The following is a 22,272-nucleotide window of genomic DNA, read 5'->3' as shown; positions in this document are numbered from 1 at the left end:
ATTTGCATCATATAAAGATACAAAATTCTTTTACACATACAAATTTAAAATATTTCTGTTTTGATTTCAAAAGAAAATATATTGGCGATTGCCAAAAAAACCATTTTATCTGAAAGTGAATCGATTACAAACCTCCAGAATCTACTGGATGAAAATTTTCCAGACGCAACGCAAGCAATCTACAATTCTAAAGGACGATTAATTGTAACCGGCATCGGAAAAAGCGCTATAATAGCCCAAAAAATGGTTGCCACATTCAACTCAACGGGCACTCCCTCTATGTTCCTTCATGCTTCTGAAGCAATTCATGGAGACTTAGGAATGGTTCAAGGTGACGATATTATTATATGCATCTCAAAAAGCGGAAACAGCCCGGAAATAAAAGTTTTAGTCCCGCTTTTAAAACGTTTTGGCAATACTTTAATCGCAATCACCGGAAACATGACCTCTTTTCTTGCCAAGGGTTCTGACTTTGTTCTGAACACCACTGTAGAAGCAGAGGCCTGCCCAAATAATTTAGCTCCTACAAACAGTACAACAGCTCAATTAGTTATGGGAGATGCTCTTGCGGTTTGCCTGATGGAAATGCGTGATTTCAAAGCAGAAGATTTTGCCATATACCATCCTGGAGGTGCTTTAGGTAAGAAACTTTTACTTAAGGTAAAAGACATGCTCGAACATACATTGAAACCTATGGTTTCTCCTGATAGCGCTATAAAAAAAGTGATTTTTGAAATTTCAGAAAAAAGACTGGGCGTAACAGCAGTAGTAGATCAGGAAAAAGTAGTCGGAATTATTACCGATGGTGATATTCGTAGAATGCTAAACGAAAGGGATTCTTTTGCCGAATTAACCGCAAAAGACATCATGACCAAAAATCCAAAACTAATTCAATCCACAGCTATGGTAGTAGATGCTTTAAATATTTTAGAAGATTTCTCCATCACCCAATTAGTTGTCGTGGACAATGGCGAATACAAAGGCGTTTTACATTTACATGATATTTTAAAAGAAGGAATAGTATAATGGCAAAGAAAAACCTAAACGAAATGTCATTTCTGGATCATCTTGAAGACTTAAGATGGTTGCTGGTTCGAAGCACAATTGCAATAATAATAATGGCTGTAGTCACTTATTTCATCAGTGATTACTTATTTGACACCATCATTTTTGGACCTACAAGACCTACTTTCTTTACCTATGTTTACTTTTGTGAATTATCCCATTCCCTTGGTTTCGCAGAAAGCATTTGTATAACCGAAATGCCGTTTATCATTCAGAATACCCTAATGGAAGGACAGGTCAATGTCTTTATTTGGATCTGTATTTTAGCTGGTTTTATTTTGAGTTTCCCTTATATTTTATGGGAAATTTGGAAATTCATCAGTCCTGCACTTTACACACAGGAGAAAAAAAATGCTAAAGTTTTTATCTTTTTTTCTTCTTTACTTTTCTTCTTAGGAGTACTGTTTGGCTATTTTGTGGTTATTCCCATGTCAGTAAATTTTGTGGCTACATTTACAGTCAGTGACATTGTAAAAAATCAATTTACCTTGGAATCTTACATTAGTATGGTAAAAACATCAGTGCTGGCCAGCGGCTTGTTTTTTGAACTACCAATCATCATTTATTTTTTGACAAAACTAGGACTTGTTACTCCCGAATTTTTAAGAAAATACAGAAAATATGCAATTGTACTAGTACTTATTATAGCAGCTATAGTGACTCCTCCAGACGTTGTGAGTCAGACTATCGTTGCAATCCCAATGTTATTAATCTATGAGGCAAGTATCTTTATTTCGGTATTTGTCGCTAAAAATCAGAAAGAATAAAATGGCTGCAATAATCGAAGAATTCAATGAATATCGTTCTAGAATGAACGAAAAATTACTGGCTGATAACAACAAAATTGTAAAGCGAATTTTCAATTTGGACACCAATGCCTATGCCGCCGGTGCCCTTGATGTTAAAACAAAAGAGCTATTGGGCTTAGTGGCCTCTGCCGTTTTGCGCTGTGACGACTGCGTAAAATACCATTTAGAAACCAGTCACAAAGAAGGTGTAACTAAGGAAGAAATGATGGAAGCCATGGGAATCGCCACCTTAGTAGGAGGAACCATTGTAATTCCCCATTTAAGAAGAGCTTACGAATTCTGGGAAGCTTTAGAAGAAGAGGCCAATTAGATCATTTGAAAATACATCAATTAGACAAACTGAAAACGCAATAATTTGTTAATTCATTTATCTGATTGATTATTTTACTTTTAATTTGTCCCTAGTAATCCTTTTATAAATTAATTTGAGCTCATCCTTAAATTATCTAATCTTCACATTATCTAATTAAAAAATGAAACTAAGAGCCGACAATTTAATAAAAACATACAAAGGCCGCAGTGTTGTAAAAGGGATTTCAGTCGAAGTAAACCAAGGCGAAATCGTAGGTCTTCTAGGTCCTAATGGTGCAGGAAAAACGACTTCTTTTTATATGATTGTAGGTTTGGTAAAACCCAATTCAGGAAACATCTATCTCGATGACTTGAATATTACCGATTATCCAATGTACAAAAGAGCGCAACAAGGCATTGGTTATCTGGCACAAGAAGCTTCTGTTTTTAGAAAACTAAGCATCGAAGACAATATATTAAGCGTACTGCAACTAACCAAACTTTCAAAAGAAGAACAGGTTGCCAAAATGGAAAGCCTGATTGCCGAATTCAGCTTGGAGCACATTCGTACCAATAGAGGCGATTTGTTATCAGGTGGAGAACGCCGTCGTACCGAAATTGCACGCTGTTTAGCTACCGACCCAAAATTTATCTTACTTGACGAACCTTTTGCGGGAGTTGACCCCGTAGCCGTTGAAGATATTCAACGAATTGTAGCTCAATTAAAGAATAAAAACATCGGGATTCTGATTACAGATCACAATGTTCAGGAAACTTTAGCCATTACTGACAAAACTTATCTGATGTTTGAAGGAGGAATCCTAAAAGCTGGAATTCCTGAGGAATTAGTAGAAGACGAAATGGTGCGCCGCGTTTATCTTGGACAAAATTTTGAATTGAGAAAGAAAAAATTAGAATTTTAAAATGCATCCTGCCAATTCATTTACAAACCGCAAGACCTAAGCCGATTTCATTTATGAGCACAAAAGAAAAACCCTCTAAAGAAACCTTGGAGCAATGGCACAAAGATCCCAATAACTGGAAATGGGGCATTTTTTATTATAACCAAGAAGATAAAAGAATTTTACCTCCCAAAAGAATTGAATGGATGGGCTGGACGGTTAATTTAGCAAATCCAGCATCAATAGCAGTATTCTTAGTCTTCATTCTTTTTGCAATAGCACTTTTTTACTGGAGTCCAAGGCCATAAAAAAAGCAAACTAATCCTTTGCAAAAATTCCTGCCTTCTCTCCAAAAAAAACTATTCTAGAGTAATGAACTCCAACTGCTGCAAATCTCCATTATAAATATTGACATCTACATTGCCTTTGATTCCTGACACAGAAGCTTTTTCGGTAAATTGCCAAAAGAGCCAATCTTCGTCCATTTTCTCTCGGTAAAAATTATAATTAGCAATCCAAAAAAGATAATCGCTAAACTCTTCTTTTAGAAAATCATCATAATATCTTTCTCCCGTATAGATGATTGGTTTTACCTTATAATGGGCTTCAACTGCTTTCAGCCATCGTTTTAACCCCAGCTTTAATCGTTCTATAGATTGATTTTCAGGTAATTTTTCAATATCCAAAACCGGCGGTAAATCCCCTTTTTGCAAAGAAACTGTTTTAATAAAAAGTTCTGCTTGTTCGAGTGAATTTTCATTGGGACGGTAGTAATGATAAGCTCCCCTGATGAGTTTTTGCTTTTTGGCTCCAAGCCAATTTTCCTTAAACTTCCTATCCAATCGATCATTTCCTACCGTGGCACGCACAAATACAAAGTCTATCGGATATTTATTTTCTAAAGAATCAACCTCTGACCAGTCAACTTCTCCCTGATATTCCGAAACATCTAAACCAACGGCTTTAGCTCCTTTTTTTTCCAAGACTTGAAAATTTCGAACGTCTGAGATGCGTTTCTCCTCGGCTGAATCAGATAAAACCTTATCTGATTTAAAACTAAAATAATAAGCCAAACCATCACGATAGTGATAAACTAAGCCAAAAAACAACAAGAACACAAGGGAAATTAAAGAGAAATTTACTAGCTTTTTTGAGAAACCACCAGCTTTCTTTCTCGGTTTACGAACTACAGTTGTTTTTCTCCTCACTACTTTTTTTCTCATCTAGCAAAAACTACTTTTTAGAGAATGTATTATTCAACACAGACAGCAATACATAAACGATAATAATCAGTGGAATGGCTAAATACTGTAAGAATAACAGCATTAGAAACGACAACAACAAGAAACCGATTTGAAGTGCATTTTCCTTAATGCTGAATTTTTTAATTTTTAACGAAAACAATGGAATTTCGGCATTTAGAATATAAGCACTAAACAAACTAATTCCTAAAAGAATCCAATTATTAGTCAATATTTCGAGCATCACTAACGAATCTGAATATTTTAAAACCAAAGGCAAACTCAAAATAAACAAGGCATTAGCAGGTGTAGGCAAGCCAATGAAAGAATCTGTCTGGCGGGTATCGATATTAAAATTAGCCAAACGATAACAAGATCCCATCGTTATGATGAATCCTAAAAACGAGAAATACGGATTCGAATTAGAAGCCGATTCCATCATCGAAAACATCACATAACCCGGAACCAATCCGCTGGTAACCATATCGGCCAACGAATCCAACTGCAGCCCTAACGGACTGGAAACCTTGAACAGGCGGGCAAAAAAACCATCGAAAAAATCAAGAAAAATCCCCAAACAAACAAAATAGAAAGCCAATTCAAAATTAAGCTGAGCAACAAAAACAGCTGCTATACAGCCACAAAAAAGATTTAATAATGTAATGGTATTCGGGATGTGTTTCTTTATGTTCATAGTAAATTGATTTATCGTCTAAGCCGACAAATTTAATACAATAAGTGGATGTGATACTGGTTTTTTGACAGAGATTGTTAACAGCCTTTTGCTCATTTCTATTTATTTAACCAAAGCAGAGCCCAAGCTCAGTAAAAAATTATATTTTTGATAAAAATTACAAGGAGATTCCAGCAAAGAGCAAATGTAAACAGCCGAGGTGATTTATAAAAAAATGTCTTTCATTTGAATCCTTCTTAATCCCAAAAATACAGTTTTATATTTGATTTTGTTCAAAATGAATCTTCTCGCCTATAGCAATTAAATTATGATGACAATGAATTTATCGCTTTTAAAAAAAATTTTATTCCTAATTCTTTTATTAACAATAATTACAAATAATAGTTACGGACAAACTCCTGTATTGTCAAAAAGTGCCCGTGTCAGTGTTTTGACCTGTGGCACGGGCAATGAATCCTATTCCATGTTTGGGCATACGGCCATTCGAATTAATGATCCGGAGCAATTTATAGATGTGGTGTACAACTACGGCGCTTTTGATTTTAACACTCCAAATTTTGTATTGAAATTCACCAAAGGAGACTTAGAGTATTTTGCGGTGGCCCATTCTTATACTGATTTTATCAATGAATATACCTATGAAAAAAGATCGGTTTATGAGCAGGAATTAAATATTCCCGAAAATCTGAAACAAAAGCTATTCGATAATCTAAACGCCTCTTTGACCTCGGGCGACAGTCATTATACTTACAAGTTTATTGATAAAAACTGTACCTCGATGGTCGTAGACATCATCAACAAAACATTGGATACCATTGCCATTGTAAAAAATACGGATACTGACATAACATACAGAACCATATTATATCCTTATTTCGACCATCATTTTTACGAACAATTAGGAACAAGTATCATTTTTGGAAAAAAAGTAGATGCTTTGGGCACTCAAATTTTTCTACCCTTAGAATTGTATAAAAGTTTAAAAAACATTCGGTTCAAACAAAACGCGCTTGTAAAAGAAGACAAAACAATACTCGAATTCAACGAAACACCTCAAAGCTCTTGGTGGAACAATTGCTACACTTACATCATGCTTCTGGCATTAGTGCTTATTGCAAATAAAAAAACAGGGAATCAGCTTTACTTTTTAGCGATGGGATTATTGGGATTATTCTTTTTATTTGTAGGCTTTTATTCAAATCATCAGGAATTAGCTTATAACTATAACATCTTATTATTCAACCCCAGCTTACTGGCTCTGGTTTATTTTTACCAAAAAGAAAACAAAAAATGGATTTATAAAGTATCTCTTTTGAACCTGATTTTTCTACTGGTCTATATGATCATTCTAATCAACAAAGCTCATTTATTAATTGTACTTCCACTTGTCGTGACTAGTGCCCTACTGCTAGTAAAGCTAGCCTTAAAAAACAAGAAAAAGATCCCGATAATTATTTAAACAACTAATCCTATTTTAATATATAATTGGCTATTGTCCTCTGCAAAACAATACAGTCGTTATGGTTCTTAGGCTGATATTTAAATCCAAGTACATGCTTCTGTGCTTGATATAATAAAGGTCGTATTGCAACTTTATCAAGCTGTCTTGAATGTTTTCGCCATACGAATAGTTGACTTGTGCCCAACCGCTAAGCCCCGGTTTAATAACATGTCTGGTTTCATAAAAAGGCATCAATTCTGCAATTTTATTAACAAAGCAAGGGCGCTCCGGCCTAGGTCCTATGATGGCCATATCTCCTTTAAGTATATTGTAAAATTGAGGAAACTCATCAATCCTGGTCTTTCTTAAAAAACTCCCAAATCGAGTAACCCGGACATCATTAGCTACAGCAAAAACAGCGCCATTAGACTCCGCATCCTGAACCATGGTACGCAGTTTATAGATATTAAAAACGGTTCCATCTTTACCAACGCGCTCCTGTATATACATCAAAGCACCTCTATTTCCGATACAATTTCCCAAAAGAACCAATGGCAATAACAGGGCGCCCAGAAGAATCCCAATTATAGACAAAAGCACCTCAAAAAAACGCACTATAGACAAATACAATTTATTGCTATTACTTCTGCTAAAAGGAAAAAAACGATAAAAATCCCTTGCCATATACTGCATAGGAATACGATGGGTTTTACTTTCATACACTTGGGTATACTCCCGAATGCTTTTGCCAGATTCTAATAATTGCAGTAATTGCTGATACAATTCAGAAGTAATACCCTCTGTTTTTTGAGAAGCAACCACAACTTCTGAAACGCCATATTTCTCAACAAAAGAAACTAAGCTGTTTTTCTCTATCTGTTGTACATAATCGTGATTCACAAAATCCTCAATAGTATCCATATTCACATAGGCAATTATTTTATAGTGAGGATCAATATTCTGCAAACCTAAAATCAACTCTTGTAGTTGTTCCTTTTCACAAATCAAAACCACATTCTGCACAAATCGATTGCTAGCTAAAAACCGAACATAAAACAGTCTCCATAAAACGAGACTGATTAAAACAATCCCATAAAATAAAAGGATTTGAATTCTGGTTGTAGGCAATGTAGGAGAAAAAACAGGCGTCAACAGATACACTAAAACGGTTGTAGAAACCGTAAGTACGGTGCTTTTCAAAACTTGAAATTCATTGCTGGCAACCTGGAGATTATACATTTCGAAAATGGAACCAAAGAAAAGAAGATACACTCCCAAAACCACTGTCCAGTAAAAATTACTGACCGAGAACTCTAAATAACTGATTTCAAACTGACTTTGAACACAATACAAACTTAGTAAAACAAAAATGACATCAAAAAGACGAAGAAGGATTCTTCGCTCTGAAATTTCAAAATACATTTTGCTATTCGATACTATTTTGGCATTGCTATCCATCAGTTTCGGAATTTTGACTCTATCTAAATTCTAGCCTAGGTTAAATTAAAACAATAGATTGGCCAAATAAAATATAATCTATCAAAAACAGAATATTCTGTTAAATGACAATAATTAACACAAAACTATACTGGAAACAAAACACAAAAAGCAATAAAAACAGCACAACGATAAAAAAATCATAAATAAATTACAACACTTCATTCTGCCTTTTAGGTTTACTTAATTGAACATTAAGTAATGAAAGAGAATACACAAATGCCGGAACAGCGGTTCGCATGGCGGCATGATTAATAGTTAAAAACCAAAATGCTACAAAGCACAATAAAAACAGGTTAAAACTATTTTCGAGATACAAAACAAAAGGCGTGAAAAACAAAATCAATAAAGCCAAAATACCCAGCGAACCATGTTCGGCCAGCATTCGGGTGATTTCATCATGGGACAAAGTACCGTTTCCGGTTTCGGCCCTTCGAAGCTCAACACCCTTGGCAACTCCTACACCAAAAACGGGATTTCTTAAAAACAAATCAATCTCATTCATTGCCACTACCTCTCTTCCCGAAAGCTGGGTTTGTTTTACCCTTCCTTTCGCATCTTGGTTCGCATACCGTTTATTGATCAAGCCCCCAGTCTGAAATGAGGTATAACTCCAACTAACAACAAGAGCCAAAGCAACCAACGAAATGATATAATTCAACTTGAGCTTCCCTCTTAAATTGGATTTAAAATACAGAAAAAGTAGCAACAAAATAATCATGAGCAAACCCGTGATCATCCCGCCGCGGGAAAAAGTAACCATTCCTCTATAGCTTATATTGACCGCTAAGATTAAATTGATGACAACCATGAACTTTGTTTTAGAGTTCAATATCATTCTGGAAAAAAAAATAAACATGCCTAAGCCTAAGAAAGTAGCCACCTGATTAGGCCCATAACCTCCCGAAGTTTCAAAATTAGACTGAGTACTGGTTAATACATCCCGAATGTTAGGCGTATAAAAACTTAAATAAACCATACAGCTGATAATGGGCAAGCCCATACAAAGCAGGATGTCATACATCCGTTCCAATGCTATTTTCCGTCTATATGTATAAATGGAAGCGACTCCCAAACAGACCGGTCCCGAGATATTAAAAGCAATCGTGGTCCGGATATTAGTATCAAAATTCAATACAAAAGTCGAAATAATTAGCCCGGGAACCAGTAACAGTAAAAAAATCCAATACGGAACTGCTGCTTTAGAAAAACCGCTGTAGTACATCCCCATAAATAAAAAAATCATCACTCCATACTTAGAAAACTCATAGGAAATGGTTCCGCCGGTCATCCTTAAAAAAACTTCACTCCCTACCAGATAAGCCGCGACCAAAAGCACTTCTTGGTTTTTGTTTTGCTTTTTTATAATAAAATAAGTTCCTAAAAAAAGAATCGAAAATCCATAGGCTTTTGCCAAAATGGGAAATAAAAAAATCACAAAACCAATCCCAATATGGAACAATATCAAATAGAAATAGTACAGCTCTTCTCTTTTCATCTAGCAATCTTTTGTAACCAACTTAAATAGTGCCTAATGACAAGCTTACTTGAATATTTATCCATCACAGCCTTATAAAGCGCATTTCCGAAATCAATTCTTAGTCTTTCATTTTCAATCAACTGATTCAATGCTTCAAAAAACAATTCCTCGTCTTGTGCAACAACCATAAAACCGTTTTTATTATTCTGAACCAAAGTAGGGATTTCACCCACTTGAGTCACAACTACCGGCATTTTATACCTTCCATATTCCAACAATGCCACAGGCATACCTTCCGATTTTGAAGTTAATACACCTATAGTCGATTGTCTAAGAATAGGACTGACATCTTCCCTTGAACCGTATAAAAAAACCGAATTCTCCAAATCATATTCAACAAGCAGTCTTTTAATTTCTTCCGAATAGGCATCCTGAAAATCCTTTCCTATCAAATGAAAATTCCAATCGGGATGCGTTTCCTTGATTCTTTTGGCCACTTTCAACAACAAAAAATGGTCTTTCTGTATTCGTAAATTGGCCAGGCAAACAATCCTCTTTCCATCAATACCTTTCAAATAACTTTGTTCAGAAACCGCATTCCAATCTGAAGGGAAATTATCCAAACAAATTGTATTTTTAAAATTCAAGAATTCTTCTGACCAACTTTTTAACTTTTGGTTTACTGCAATTATTCCATCAAAAAGAAGAAGAGTTCTTTTTAACACAAAGGAAGCTCGCTCTAATAAAAACTCGTTGTTCCCATAATGATCGTGCCAAATTAACTTAACGGAAGGATAAACCATTTTCAACAAAACCGCAATAAAGAAAGAACTGCTATGCGCATGAACAATCGTTACTTTGTTTCTTTTGACATAAGCCCTTAATCTAAAAAGAGCTGCTAAGTCCAAGCTGTTTTTTTTATTCAAAAACAAATAAGAAACGCCTTTTTGTACTTGATTCCGCAATGCCCCTTCTTTTCTTGTGGCGACCAATCCCGAAAAATCAATTTCGCCCACAAGCGCATTCGCATAGTTCACCGCCATGCGTTCGGCTCCGCCAGCCTCAAGAGAATCTATAATTTGTACAATACGCATCTAAAGCTTGTTTTTCTATATTTGGCACATTCAAAGCAAACAAAATTTATCAAATAATCAGTATTGAATCCTGCCATAAAACTATGAAAATCATAGAAATGCAATTACTTTGACAGCAATAAATCGCCCACCTCTTTCTCAAAAACATCCAAAGTATAGGCTCTGGACCAGTCAGCCGCTTTTTTTTGTTTCTCATTATAATCCAGCTGATTCTCCAAAAGAAGTGCCATTTGTGCCTGATCTTTCTCTAAATCCATCTCCAGCAAAACCCCTCTGCGGCCGTAATCCAACATATAAGGCAGACAGGAAACCGCAGTCGACAGCGGTACACAACCCCAAAACATGCCTTCGGCTATCGCTTTGGGCCAACCCTCACTCGCCGAAGGCAAAATCACAAAATGGCTATGCTGATAAGCTTCTTTTAAAACTGATTGCGATTGATTGCCTTTTAATTCTATATAATCTTCCAAACCATTAGAAATAATATAATCCGCCAAAACCTTGCGTTCTACACCTTCCCCATACAAAGCCAAACTAATCGTATACCCCCTTTGGACTAATTTTTCTACTAACTGTATGGCATACAACGGATTTTTTCCTTTAACCAATGCCCCTACAAAAACAAAACTAATTCCCCTCTCTAAATCCTTTTGGGTAAATGGCAATTTATCTGCTTCGCTATAGGTGGCCGTAAAAAAGGGTTTAATGTTTTTAGTCCTGACTTTCCATTCTCCATAGACCAAAACTTGCATATTTCTGGTCAAAAAAGTATTGCTCAACAGCCACTTTTGTAACCTATAACTCCAGGGCTGTTTTGATTGAGGATCCCAATTCCCTGCATATTTAGCTGTCTTTGGTTTAGCTGGAAAAAGGATTTGAACTAAACACCCTAGTAATCCAATATTTCCCGGACAACGCAAATGAATGTGATCGGCTTTTTGCATCGCTTTATAAATCTGCCAGCTTATTTTGGGTATTTTATACATCGAAAGCAAAATCGTTTTTAGGCTTAAAACATCAAAGCCTGCAATGGGCATCAATTCAATGTTTTCGTGCTTATAACTGGCATCAATGGGGGTTTTTGCAGACTTCGCTATTGGCGTCACCAGAATCACTTGATCCACATTCCTGATCCAACTGTTCATTTCCCGCACATAGGGTGCATAGGCAAAATATTGTTTTTTTTGCAGCAGATGGGGCACATGAGTGATGATGGCAAAAATCATTGGCTGATATTCGGTTAGGAATTCGCGTTTCTATTGTAAATATATTACTAAATATACTGATTATCAAGACCACAATTCATTCTAAAACAGATTGATCTGATGCAGTACTTCGAGATTGGACAGAGATTGAACCGATTTTAGCGAATATCTATACCCGATTTTATGGCTTGATCGATTTATTGGGAGAACCACCCATTATCACATTTCATTACTTTTTACCCACAATGCTATGGCTTGTTACAGTTATTAAGATGCTTTTTGCATGTCGAATTTAGACAAGACTCCCAATACTTCCTCCAGATTTAAACCATAATAATGGCAATATTCCTTTATAGTCACTTTCTGATGCGGTTCTTTATTGAGGACTCTTTTCAAGTTTTGAATTTCCTTACGGGCATAGCTTTCACTTTTATCGGTGAGCATCCTGATATCGTTTGGGTAAATTACTATTCTTTTCATTTTAAACAGCTTACACAGCCTTTTATTTTACATCGAATATAAAATTAGAGAAGCTTCGAGTATAAACAAATTTTACTTATTAACAATGCTTTAGCGTACAATTTCCCCTCCTTTCACAAACAATGCAAAACAAACACAAATGGCATCATTTTAAATTTTAGCACGATCACCACTAAACAAGAAATGATACAAAATGATACAAAGGCAAATTATTCCAATTGTTGATAAGTTATTAGAGCCTTCGATAAAAAGGGGATAACCATCGGTTACCGATCACAATAAAGCTAAAGCTAAAATGGTATCCCTTTTATCTATCACTCAGCAATCAAATATATTTATACCGTTTTTTTGTTTTGGCAACTTCCTAAATGTGTGTGGTTTATATAGCAGTTTGTTGCAAGTATCTTGCGGGATGGTTGCGGGATGGTTGCGGGTATCCAGGGAGTGTCTCAAATGGGGCCCTTTCGAAAATAAAAAAAGGGATTGGCAAAAAGGAGTTAGCAATGGGTCAAAAGTGATTCAAACGGTAAAAACAGCCCTAGTCCGTTTTAGCAGTAAAAACCATAAAAACAAAGCACTTACAATCCAATACCGTTAAATGTTTCCGAAGCGCTCCCAACGGTACCCAGTCTTTGTATGTCCGAAAAAAGCAGTCTAGTTTTGGTCCAATATAAATCCATAAAAACAAAAAAAAATGGGAAAACTAAAAGGCATTATCAAGTTAGAAGGAACGTTTGACGGTTTGACTTTTTACAAGAGTCCCGATGGTTACATGGTGCGAACCAAAGGCGGAGTCAGCAAAAGCAGAATCATAAACGATCCTGCTTTTGCCAGAACACGAGAGAACATTAATGAGTTTAGAATGAATGTACAATCGGGCAAGCAATTGCGCAATTCGATTGGGCCTTTGCTGAACCGGGCCAAGGATTCGAAGCTATCAAGCAGGATGTTCAAGCTCATGAGCGACATCAAGAATTATGACAGCAGTTCGATACGCGGCCAGCGGGCAGTTCACAAGGGAATTGCCAGCATCGACGGCATGCTGCTTTTAAGGGGATTTGACTTTAATGCAAAAGCCCGATTGCAGACAGTGCTTCATGCTCCCTATTCGGTGGATACTGCCACGGGAACGATAGCCATTCCGGATTTTGTTGCAGGCGAGCAATTGTCAACTCCCGAAAGTGCCAGCCATGTGAGTTTTCGTTCGGCATTTGTGAATCTGGATTTTGAGACCGGTCTTTTCGAGACTAGTTATAGCCCTGTCAGTAATTTGCCCATTAGCCTTACTGAGAGCTCATTGAATTTGGTTCCGGCAGGAATTCCGGTGGGAATAGGCAGCCAATTGCATCTGTTGTCTATTGAGTTTTATCAGGAAGTCAATGGCGTGCAGTATCCACTAAACGACGGTGCCTTTAATGCCTTAAACATAGTGGAGGTGATTTAACTGTTATTGGTTTCCGTTTGGCTGTTAACCGTTTTCTGCCAGCTCATAGCCCAGCAGCTGATTTTGGATGGAAGACTGGCTGCAAAGGATTAAGCGACCCCGCTGAAAAAGCGGGGTTTTGTTTTTGACTTAGCTATATGCTCTTTAATTAGTATGTTGGGGTTTATTAACAAACAAACTCCACCAGCCTACTGTTCGCCCTAAAGCTTCGCTCCAAGCCTCTTTTTTCTTATCTGTACTTACAACATTACTAAATCGTACCAGTATCAAAAGTATCGTGATAGCATGCCATTTGAATTGGTCTTTCCACTTGGGATTGGGATTCTTGATTCGCCAAACGTACCAGCCATTGCGAACCACCATTTTTCCGTATCGGTATGGGTCAGGTCTTCCCGATTCATCATGAAAATGATTTAATCTTGCCAGAGTATTCAAATATAAAGCCCCTGTTCGGGCAACTCGAATTGAAAAATCAGCATCTTCATACAGCCCATAACCTTCAAAATAAGCGGCAAACTGACAGTCTTTAAAAATTTCTTTTCTAAATGAAGAAACCCCACCCATTAATTGTTCTACTTTATAGATTTTCCCGCTCGGAGGCAAAAAACCAACACTACGTCCATGAGAAAACAAAGGAGAAAATCCCGGTAAACAATCGCTGTCTAATCCTAATTTTTTTCGCAGTACAAAACGACTTCCGTCCTTTCTTTTCCATCCGTCAAAATAAAACTCATCAAAGCTCGGCTGATAACTATAACCTACAAACTCATATTTTATTCCATTTTGAATATAACCACCAGCCCCTACTGCATCAGGAAAAAGAACATAAGTGTTTAATAATTGTTCAAAATAATCTTTTTCCAAAACAGTGTCGTCATCCAGAAAACAAACAACCTCTATATTTTCGCCTAGCCTTTCAATCCCATAATTTCTTTGCCTGGTTAAACCGCGATGCTCTTTTGGAACCCGGAAATAAGTCAAATTTTCGAATGCTTGCTCTTCCAAAACCAAGGCTGTCCCAGAATTTGTAGATCCATCAATTACTAGAATCTCATTTGGATAGCATGATTGCCCTTCAACCGATTGCAGTAATTGAAGCAAGGGTTTCGGTCGCATATAAGTACAGATGATCAAAGCAAAATTCATTGTCTTTCTTTTAATTTATTTGCCCAAAAAACACTTCGTCTCCATTGTTTTCTAAAATAAAGAAAATAGCGAATTGGATTTTTGATTTTTTGATGCTTATAATACTTAAAAAAAAGAACCGTTTTATAGCCCAATAGCTGTTCTTTGCTGAGATTGTTGATCTTAAAAAACATAATTGTAGGCGATGGCTTGGGCTGTATGCCATCCTTATGCCAGGGCAAATGTGGTCTAGTCCTAAAGCCTCCCATTGGAGCTCTTAAATGTTTTATACTTGGTTCTGGCAGATATAATATATCAAAACCATTATTTCTCAATTGCATACCAAAATCGCTATCCTCACCATAGCCAAATTCAAAAACCAAATCAAATTGAAGTTCTTTTAAACTTTCTGAAGCGACAATACTACATCCTGAACCGAAACTAATCCATTGAAAAACTCCAGTATATTTTTGAATTTCCTCTTCTACTAAACAAGATAGTGATACTGCCTTTGCCCCCATAGCATTAATTCGTTCAATTGCAGAAAAAATGAAAAAAGGTGGTATTCTAATATCATCATCCGCCAAAAAAACCCATTCGCTTTCCAGCTGTTTCAAAGCGATATTCCTTGCATTACAGGCTCCTGGCTGATGGGTAAAACTATGTTTAATTACAAAAGGCCAATCTTCAGTCTGCAAATAATCCAGTTCAGAAACACTGTCAGCCAACGGATTCTGTTCCACTATAATGACATTTTTGGGTAGATGGCTTTGGTTTCTTAAATCACAGAGAACATCATACAAATACATTTTTCTCCCTATGGTGGGAATAATCACGTCTATTGTGGCCCGCTCAACTACTTTTAACGAAGAATTAACCGCAATGGCATCCAGATTAATCCCATTTTTATTTCTGTTCATAAAAAATCCGGCATAGAGAAAGGCTCCAAAAGGGAAACGTCGCTCATAAATGATAAGATTCAATACCAAAAGGAGTGTCCATCTTTTTTTATAATGCTGCCGTACAAACCTAAAAAGGGTATACATAGATGCTTGTGGAATTGAAACTTTTTCTAATCCCTGTAAAAGTTTCGGCTCTGAATAACAAAACAACCCTAAAGGCATACATAGCTTGGCCAGCGAATTCAGATAATAATCAAAATTGGAATCCGCTTTTATCTTGTCTTTAACCGACAATAACAAAGAAGCATGTAAAACACCCACCAAGCTGCTCATTTGCCAACTAGGATAAGATACTTTTTTATTTATTTTTATAAAAGGGGATTCTTCTACATAACCTATTGTACTTTGGAAATAATTATTGGAAGCTCCACTGTAAGAGAACATCATTTTATCATGGTGAAAGAGACTTTCTATGGCCTTCAAATCTAAATTCTGAACCCAGTCTGCATGACACCAAACCATTTTCTCATTGGGGAACCGTTCTGCCAAAAGAAGCAAACCCTTAGCGATGGTTCCCTGATAATCAAAATGGATTCGTTGATTATCCCGGCTGACCACCGACGTGATTTTATCTCTTAAATGGCAAACTATAATCAAAATTTAGTTAATTAAGGATTGATAAAACGCTATATTCTCTTGGGCAATCTGCTCTATATCAAAAAGCTTTTCGACCCTTATCCTTGCTTCTTTACCAATAGATTGACTCAAAACCGGATCGTTTATCAAAGCTAGTATTTTTTCTGCAAATAAGGCCGCGTCTTTAGGATTCACCAAAAATCCACTTTCGCCATCCACAATCAATTCCTTTGACCATTCCATATTGCTGTTCACCACTGGTTTTTGCAAGGCCATCGATTCAATTGTTACCATCCCTAAAGTTTCTGCAAAGGTAGGAAACACACAAAGCTGTGCATTTTTGATATGATGCTGCACTTCTTGGTAGGTTATTGGTCCCAAATAAGTTACTTTTTTAAGATCTTCCGAATCGAACTTTTTCTTCAACAGCTCCCAAGTGGAATTGGATTGGGTTTCAATATCGCTGGCGTCTCCGCCAATAAGGATTAATCTGGCTTCGGGATGCTGCTGCCGCACCAGATTAAAAATTCCGGGAAGCTCCAGGACTCCTTTCTTTCTGATAAGGGTACCCACATATAGAATTACCCCTTTTTCATAGCTTTCCGGATTTGAATTTTCAAAGTTTTCGAGTCCTAATCCATGATGAATTGTTTGTATCGTTTTGTTTTTGATTCCAAATAATTTTGCCGAGAGCGCTCCTGCAAAACGAGTTGGTGCTATATAAGCAGTCGCTTTATCGATAGCCCTTTTTTCAAACCAATAATTTTTTAGTTTTTGTTTTCTTTTTTCCAAATGACAAAAATAAGTGTCACTGCCATGAAAACGAATCAGCAGAGGAACATTGAAATTCATGAAAGCCGTAATCCCAGTCCAGTCGGGCGCTTCCAAGACCTCTATTTTTTCTTTCTTTATAATCCTGTTACAATACTTTTGGATATACTTTCTGTAGAAAAACCATTTGGCAAAAGGGTATTTTTTATCTTCAATCAGATGGAAAGCAATCCCGTTTTCGACAAAAATTTCTGATTTTTCCTGAGCATAAACAAATACAGTTACCGCAACACCTTTACTTACTAAAGCCGAAACAAGATGTCTGATACTGGTTCCTAAACCAGCAGTATTCCTTACTTTAGCATACGGATATTCGGGGGTTAGAAAAGCTATTTTCATTAAAATTATTTATTAAAAAAATCTTTTAAAATCCGAGCGGTAAACATTCTGGCTCCGGTGTCATTCATGTGTCCACAGGACGAAAAATATTGGTCTCCCTGTACCGCGTTTTCGTAATTGTGAATCTCGGGATACACTTTATTGACTTTTTCAAAATAGTCCATCCCTTTTACATTAGAGCACATGGGAGTCATTAGGGCAATTAAGTTAATCTTATTGGCTGCGCAAATTGCTTTTATTTCTTCATAATACTTATTATGCAAGGGCTTCAACGCTCTAAGATCATTCTCCATGTTTCCTTTCTTATTCCCTAAAGCATAATAGCCCTTATTTTCTAAATGGGATGTTCTCTTTTGTATTGCATTAAAAAACAGTTCCCTGAACCCTATTTTAGAGTCAAATGCCACATAACGATAAAAGGGGATGTAATACAATTCATAAAAATCTTTTTCTTTTGCAAAATGTTCTTTTATTGTTTTAGAATCATGGATATAGGGTAAAAATCGTGATGCAATTCCATCAGCCCGATGCTCGTTGGAGAGATTTAAATCGGTCTCAATGATTAGATTCTTAATTTTATATCCCCTTTCTACCATCAGTTTCAGCATCAATGAGGCTTCAAATAAATGCGAACCGCTCATCCCGAAATTGAATGCTTTCAAGCCTTTGTCCTCAAACATTTGGGCAACAAAATGATTGTTGGCTCTGGATGAACCTAAAATAGCTACATCATACTCCCTGGCTTTTGAATTGTAAATATAATCTATTTTCCCTCGATGATCCGACTTCAAATACACTGCTGTATAGCAAAAATCTAAAACAACGGCAATCAATAGCAATAGCAACATCATTTTAGAAATGAATATTAAAAACTTTTTCATCTGCAAATTCTATTATTTTTTTATCTTTTCTTTAGCTGTCATGTTCTGTAGTTTCGTTCCTGACAGACTTATATTTTTTTAGAGGCAATCTCGACTAGCCTAGCATTGCCATTTTTAGTTCAATAAGGCTTCGATTGCGCTCAGCCTGACACAATGAATGTCTTTATATATTGCTTTTTTTAGAATAAAAATGATTCCTCGATTTGACAAAGGTATTTCATCAAAACTGAAAATAGATGAATTCTTTATAATCCGAATAGGTTCCCAAAGCGATAATAGCCATAATACACAGGGCCAGTTTAAGCTCACTGAATCTTCCCGAAATGGGTTCGAGCTTTGTTCGGCTATTCCATTCGACCCAAATAAAAGCTATTATCAAAATTATGATTTCATAACTGTATCGCTCATTTTTCAGATATTGTGACACAAAACTTCGATTGCTAAAAATCCTTCCTATATAATCGAAAGCAATATTTATCGATTCGGCCCTGAAAAATACCCAAGCCAAACAAGTTAAAGCAAAGGTACTAAGGATACTGAATATCACTTTTAACGAATCCAGATTCCAATTTAAACTTACCGTTTCTATATTGGATCTGTTCTTATTGAGCAACAACAATGGCAAAAAGTATAATGCATTGATAAAGCCCCAGGCTATAAAAGTCCAATTGGCTCCATGCCAAAAACCACTCAATAGGAAAATGACAAATACATTGCGTAGCTGTTTCCATTTGCTGCCTTTACTGCCTCCTAACGGAATATAGACATAATCGCGAAACCAGGATGACAAGGAAATATGCCAGCGACGCCAAAACTCGGCAATGTCTCTGGAGAAATAAGGAAAATTGAAATTGCGTAACAATTCCAGTCCGAACAATTTAGACATTCCCAAAGCCATATCCGAATAACCCGAAAAATCCCCATAAATCTGGAAAGCAAAATAAAAGGCTCCCAATACTAATGACAACGAATTCATCGATTCATAATTGTCAAAAATGGCATTGGCATAGGTAGCACAACTATCTGCGATAACCACTTTCTTGACCAATCCCCAGATAATTTGATACACTCCTTCTTTGGCCTGATCGAAATTGAAAGTTCTTTTGACCTTTACTTCCGGCAATAAATGCGTTGCCCGCTCTATAGGTCCCGCCACTAATAATGGAAAATAACTCACAAAAAGCGAATAATCAACAAAATTATATTCCGCCTTGATTCGTTTGTAATAAATATCAATCACATAGGATAAGCCGTGAAAAGTATAAAAAGAAATCCCAACGGGAAGGATAACATTCAGCAATAAAGGACTGGTTTTTAGACCAAAACCATTCAATAATTCCGAAAACGAGGCTGCAAAAAAATTATAGTATTTAAAAATACCCAAAAAACCCAAATTGACAATGATACTCAGCCAGAACCAAAACTTCCGCCCTCTTTCTGTCGCGCTTTTTTCGATTCGGATTCCGGTATAATAATCCAAAAAAGTGGAGAAAATCAATAAAAACAGGAACCGCCAATCCCAACAGGAATAAAAATAATAACTGGCTACGATCAACAAAAGGTTCTGACTGCTTTTGGTTTTATTAAAAACAAACCAGTAGAGCAGAAATACTATTGGCAGGAATATAGCGAAAGATAGGGAGTTAAAAAACATAAGTTTTAAATAGTATTAATAGTATTGCTGCCAGTTCCTGCTTGTTGGAATTGTCAAATTTTAAGGGGTCAAAAATACTGTTTTTTAAGAAATTATTGCCTGTATGCTTTTCCAAATCCTTTCTGATGCCAATTTGGCCGGATGTTGATTGATCACCTTAAACCAATCTGCAGCATCGCAGACCGTTAATCGTGAGTCTCTAAGAGCTGATTCGATTTCCGAAGCGATTTCATCAGGCGAATTCAACCATAAAACTGCTTTTGGAGAAGGCATAGAACGAAAATGCACATAGTTGTAAATCTTTTTTACAGACCAATTTTTTTGGGTTTTATTTTTTACATCATAATTAATAAAAGCGCATGGTTTATTATGAGCTACATAATCAAAAACCATAGACGATCCTAGATTCACCACCATTTCAGTATGGGCAATCGTGTTGGTTTGCAAGATTAAATCGGCTGCAGTGGGCAGCATTGTATTCCATTCTTTTCCTATCCGGTCCCATTTTGGGTCAAGGGGGACAATAACATTCTTATATTTTTCCAGAACCCAATCAAACCTATTGGAAAAATCCACAGGACATCTCCTGAAGATAATTCCGAGCTGAAAACCTTTTTCGTTTAATTGTTTCACCGCCAGGACTAAATCTTCCAGATAATACGCATCGTCAGGACAAGTGGTGCTATCATCTCCTGAATAGCAAATATATCTTAGATTTAAATCTAAATCGTACTGATTAAAAAACTCTGCCCTGGACAGCAAATTACTATTATTGAAATGATTTTCAAACTGAGGTGTTCCTGTCACAAAAATCTGTTTTTCATCAATATAAGGATAATAAAATTGCAATTCATTTTTCATAGAATCACTCCATACAAAATAATAATCTGTCTCCAAAATCATCGTAGCCTTAGGCAAATTATCCCAAGAGAAAATAAAAGTTGCGGTTGGAATTCCTAAATCTTGCGCGGCCAAAATAGGAGCTATTCCCAGAGCCGGTCTTTGGTTTGTACAAAAAACCATTGCGGGCCTATGCTGTTTTAATGTTTTTTTACTTTCTTTATAATACTGGGTCGTTCTTTCGTTGTCCTTAATATATCCTCTGATTTTTTTCAGTCCTTTCTCAGTAGAATAGAAAGCTGTAATTGTGTTTATTGCACAATTTTTTATACTCCCTTTTATGGTTTTATAAGAATCAGGAAAACGATAGGAATGGTACACGGTATCATTGTGTTTTTGAACATTCAAATGAAGCTCAATTTTTTTTCGCACATTTTTAAAAATATCAGTTAGCGGATGCGTCTTCGCTTTCTTGATTTTAAGTTCGTCAAAACCCAATTCTGACAGTTGGAATGGAGTGTTGTTCCAATAAATAATTTCAAAATTTTTCTCTTTTCCAATTTTGTAAAAATTGGAAAAAGCAAAATTCCGTAAGCCAATTCCGTCTGGAAGTAATATGAAAATTTTATGCTTTGGTGTCAATTTACTTTTTTTTAAGTTCCAATCCAGTTAACCTCTTTTTTCAACCCTTTCAGAGTTCAAAACTCTGAAAGGGTTCGGGTTAGCAACCGCCTAAATCAATTAAAACTTCAGAAATCTCCCTAAAGTCCTGTTCTTCATTATGGCAATCTATAAAATTTTCTTTGGTTCCATAAATCTCAATAACAGCTTCTCTTTTTAATTTAGTAGTTTTACCCGAAAGTATAGTGTCGTAGGAAGACCAAGGATACTCAGCCGCTGTTTTTGTAAATCCATGGTGAACAGGATTATTATGTATGTAACAAATTAAATTTTGCAAATACTTCTCGGAAGTGACAAGCTTTCTTTCAAAAGGCTTTTCGAATAAACTTCCCGTTCTTGAATGTTTTTTATTGATGGCTTGTGTATAAGCATTAAACAAATGTCCAAATTGTCTTGAAGCATCCAGTACCTTTGGCTTTTCAACAGTGGAATATTGCAGTGAATCAACCAAAACTTCATTTTCATTACGAATATAAACCAAAAAATGGAAATGATTTTTCATTAAGCACCATGCAAAAGTCTCGGCTATGGGGTATATATACTGATGATATAACTTTAAAAAATAGTCATAATTCCCATTTTCAAAAAAAACATCAATTCCATTATTACCCCGATTATAAATGTGGTAGTAGTTTCCGTGAGCTAGAGGTTCTTTTTTATACTTTTCGTTTTGCATAAAAATTCTTTTTAATGTAACTTATTCAACAACTCTTTTTCATTTCAACTCTTTTTTCAACCCT

21 protein-coding genes are annotated in these 22,272 nt (G+C 36.1%); 7 read left to right on the top strand and 14 right to left on the bottom strand.

Annotation, left to right across the window (positions count from 1 at the left end):
* Positions 1-60 precede the first annotated feature (60 nt).
* The 5 genes from BUB25_RS11280 to BUB25_RS11260 all read left to right on the top strand — a co-directional run bounded on the left by BUB25_RS11280 (position 61) and on the right by BUB25_RS11260 (position 3,375).
* Positions 61-1,026, top strand: coding sequence for a KpsF/GutQ family sugar-phosphate isomerase (locus tag BUB25_RS11280; protein ID WP_072944365.1), 966 nt, complete (start codon positions 61-63; stop codon positions 1,024-1,026).
* Positions 1,026-1,832, top strand: a complete 807-nt coding sequence (gene tatC / locus BUB25_RS11275; RefSeq protein ID WP_072944363.1) for a twin-arginine translocase subunit TatC — start codon at positions 1,026-1,028, stop codon at positions 1,830-1,832. The genes BUB25_RS11280 and tatC overlap by 1 nt, the downstream gene beginning before the upstream one ends.
* A 1-nt stretch (position 1,833) precedes the next feature.
* Entirely contained in the window at positions 1,834-2,184 is a 351-nt protein-coding gene (locus BUB25_RS11270) for a carboxymuconolactone decarboxylase family protein (RefSeq protein ID WP_072944360.1), read from the top strand.
* A gap of 163 nt (positions 2,185-2,347) precedes the next feature.
* Positions 2,348-3,088, top strand: a complete 741-nt coding sequence (gene lptB / locus BUB25_RS11265) for an LPS export ABC transporter ATP-binding protein (RefSeq protein ID WP_072944357.1) — start codon at positions 2,348-2,350, stop codon at positions 3,086-3,088.
* A gap of 53 nt (positions 3,089-3,141) precedes the next feature.
* Complete coding sequence (locus BUB25_RS11260) at positions 3,142-3,375, top strand: DUF5808 domain-containing protein (protein ID WP_072944355.1); 234 nt, start codon at positions 3,142-3,144, stop codon at positions 3,373-3,375.
* A gap of 51 nt (positions 3,376-3,426) precedes the next feature.
* Here the strand turns inward: BUB25_RS11260 and BUB25_RS11255 are convergent, their stop codons facing one another.
* Both BUB25_RS11255 and BUB25_RS11250 read right to left on the bottom strand, forming a co-directional pair.
* Entirely contained in the window at positions 3,427-4,290 is an 864-nt protein-coding gene (locus BUB25_RS11255; RefSeq protein WP_072944352.1) for a glycoside hydrolase family 25 protein, read from the bottom strand.
* A gap of 10 nt (positions 4,291-4,300) precedes the next feature.
* On the bottom strand, positions 4,301-5,002 hold the full coding sequence (locus BUB25_RS11250; RefSeq protein WP_072944349.1) for a CDP-alcohol phosphatidyltransferase family protein: 702 nt from the start codon (positions 5,000-5,002) through the stop codon (positions 4,301-4,303).
* 316 nt (positions 5,003-5,318) lie between these two features.
* Here BUB25_RS11250 and BUB25_RS11245 point away from each other — a divergent pair, with 316 nt between their 5' ends.
* On the top strand, positions 5,319-6,461 hold the full coding sequence (locus tag BUB25_RS11245; RefSeq protein WP_072944526.1) for an Lnb N-terminal periplasmic domain-containing protein: 1,143 nt from the start codon (positions 5,319-5,321) through the stop codon (positions 6,459-6,461).
* A 30-nt stretch (positions 6,462-6,491) separates the two neighbouring features.
* Here the strand turns inward: BUB25_RS11245 and BUB25_RS11240 are convergent, their stop codons facing one another.
* The 5 genes from BUB25_RS11240 to BUB25_RS11220 all read right to left on the bottom strand — a co-directional run bounded on the left by BUB25_RS11240 (position 6,492) and on the right by BUB25_RS11220 (position 12,199).
* The gene (locus BUB25_RS11240; RefSeq protein WP_072944524.1) at positions 6,492-7,883 is read right to left on the bottom strand and encodes an exopolysaccharide biosynthesis polyprenyl glycosylphosphotransferase; all 1,392 of its coding nucleotides are present in this window, start codon (positions 7,881-7,883) and stop codon (positions 6,492-6,494) included.
* A 208-nt stretch (positions 7,884-8,091) separates the two neighbouring features.
* Positions 8,092-9,438 carry an O-antigen ligase family protein gene (locus BUB25_RS11235; protein WP_072944347.1) on the bottom strand — a complete coding sequence of 449 codons (1,347 nt, stop codon included), beginning with the start codon at positions 9,436-9,438 and terminating at the stop codon, positions 8,092-8,094.
* Entirely contained in the window at positions 9,435-10,514 is a 1,080-nt protein-coding gene (locus BUB25_RS11230) for a glycosyltransferase (protein WP_072944345.1), read from the bottom strand. The genes BUB25_RS11235 and BUB25_RS11230 overlap by 4 nt, the downstream gene beginning before the upstream one ends.
* A gap of 104 nt (positions 10,515-10,618) precedes the next feature.
* Entirely contained in the window at positions 10,619-11,740 is a 1,122-nt protein-coding gene (locus BUB25_RS11225; RefSeq protein WP_072944343.1) for a glycosyltransferase family 4 protein, read from the bottom strand.
* A gap of 246 nt (positions 11,741-11,986) precedes the next feature.
* Positions 11,987-12,199, bottom strand: coding sequence for a hypothetical protein (locus BUB25_RS11220; protein ID WP_072944341.1), 213 nt, complete (start codon positions 12,197-12,199; stop codon positions 11,987-11,989).
* Positions 12,200-12,893: 694 nt separating this feature from the next.
* Between BUB25_RS11220 and BUB25_RS11215 the strand changes: the two genes are divergently transcribed.
* A complete protein-coding gene (locus BUB25_RS11215; protein WP_072944339.1) occupies positions 12,894-13,643 on the top strand; it encodes a hypothetical protein in 750 nt (249 codons plus the stop codon).
* A 144-nt stretch (positions 13,644-13,787) separates the two neighbouring features.
* Here BUB25_RS11215 and BUB25_RS11210 read toward each other — a convergent pair whose 3' ends face one another.
* The 7 genes from BUB25_RS11210 to BUB25_RS11180 form a co-directional block, all read right to left on the bottom strand.
* Positions 13,788-14,789 carry a glycosyltransferase family 2 protein gene (locus BUB25_RS11210; protein ID WP_072944337.1) on the bottom strand — a complete coding sequence of 334 codons (1,002 nt, stop codon included), beginning with the start codon at positions 14,787-14,789 and terminating at the stop codon, positions 13,788-13,790.
* On the bottom strand, positions 14,786-16,327 hold the full coding sequence (locus tag BUB25_RS11205) for a glycosyltransferase family 2 protein (RefSeq protein WP_072944335.1): 1,542 nt from the start codon (positions 16,325-16,327) through the stop codon (positions 14,786-14,788). Before BUB25_RS11205 ends, BUB25_RS11210 begins: the two co-directional genes overlap by 4 nt.
* Positions 16,328-16,330: 3 nt before the next feature.
* Positions 16,331-17,476 (bottom strand): glycosyltransferase family 4 protein, encoded by a 1,146-nt coding sequence (locus BUB25_RS11200; RefSeq protein WP_072944332.1) that lies wholly within the window; start codon positions 17,474-17,476, stop codon positions 16,331-16,333.
* A 5-nt stretch (positions 17,477-17,481) separates the two neighbouring features.
* Positions 17,482-18,357 carry a hypothetical protein gene (locus BUB25_RS11195; protein ID WP_072944330.1) on the bottom strand — a complete coding sequence of 292 codons (876 nt, stop codon included), beginning with the start codon at positions 18,355-18,357 and terminating at the stop codon, positions 17,482-17,484.
* Between the two features lie 220 nt (positions 18,358-18,577).
* A complete protein-coding gene (locus BUB25_RS11190) occupies positions 18,578-20,011 on the bottom strand; it encodes an MBOAT family O-acyltransferase (RefSeq protein ID WP_072944328.1) in 1,434 nt (477 codons plus the stop codon).
* 84 nt (positions 20,012-20,095) lie between these two features.
* Positions 20,096-21,493, bottom strand: coding sequence for a glycosyltransferase family protein (locus tag BUB25_RS11185; RefSeq protein WP_072944326.1), 1,398 nt, complete (start codon positions 21,491-21,493; stop codon positions 20,096-20,098).
* A 79-nt stretch (positions 21,494-21,572) separates the two neighbouring features.
* Complete coding sequence (locus tag BUB25_RS11180) at positions 21,573-22,208, bottom strand: hypothetical protein (protein ID WP_072944324.1); 636 nt, start codon at positions 22,206-22,208, stop codon at positions 21,573-21,575.
* Positions 22,209-22,272: the final 64 nt, after the last annotated feature.

It is taken from the genome of Flavobacterium granuli, from assembly GCF_900129705.1.
In the GTDB taxonomy this organism is placed as follows: Bacteria; Bacteroidota; Bacteroidia; order Flavobacteriales; family Flavobacteriaceae; genus Flavobacterium; species Flavobacterium granuli.
Note: the sequence above shows the minus strand (reverse complement) of the source record. Positions and strands in the feature narration are given on the sequence as shown.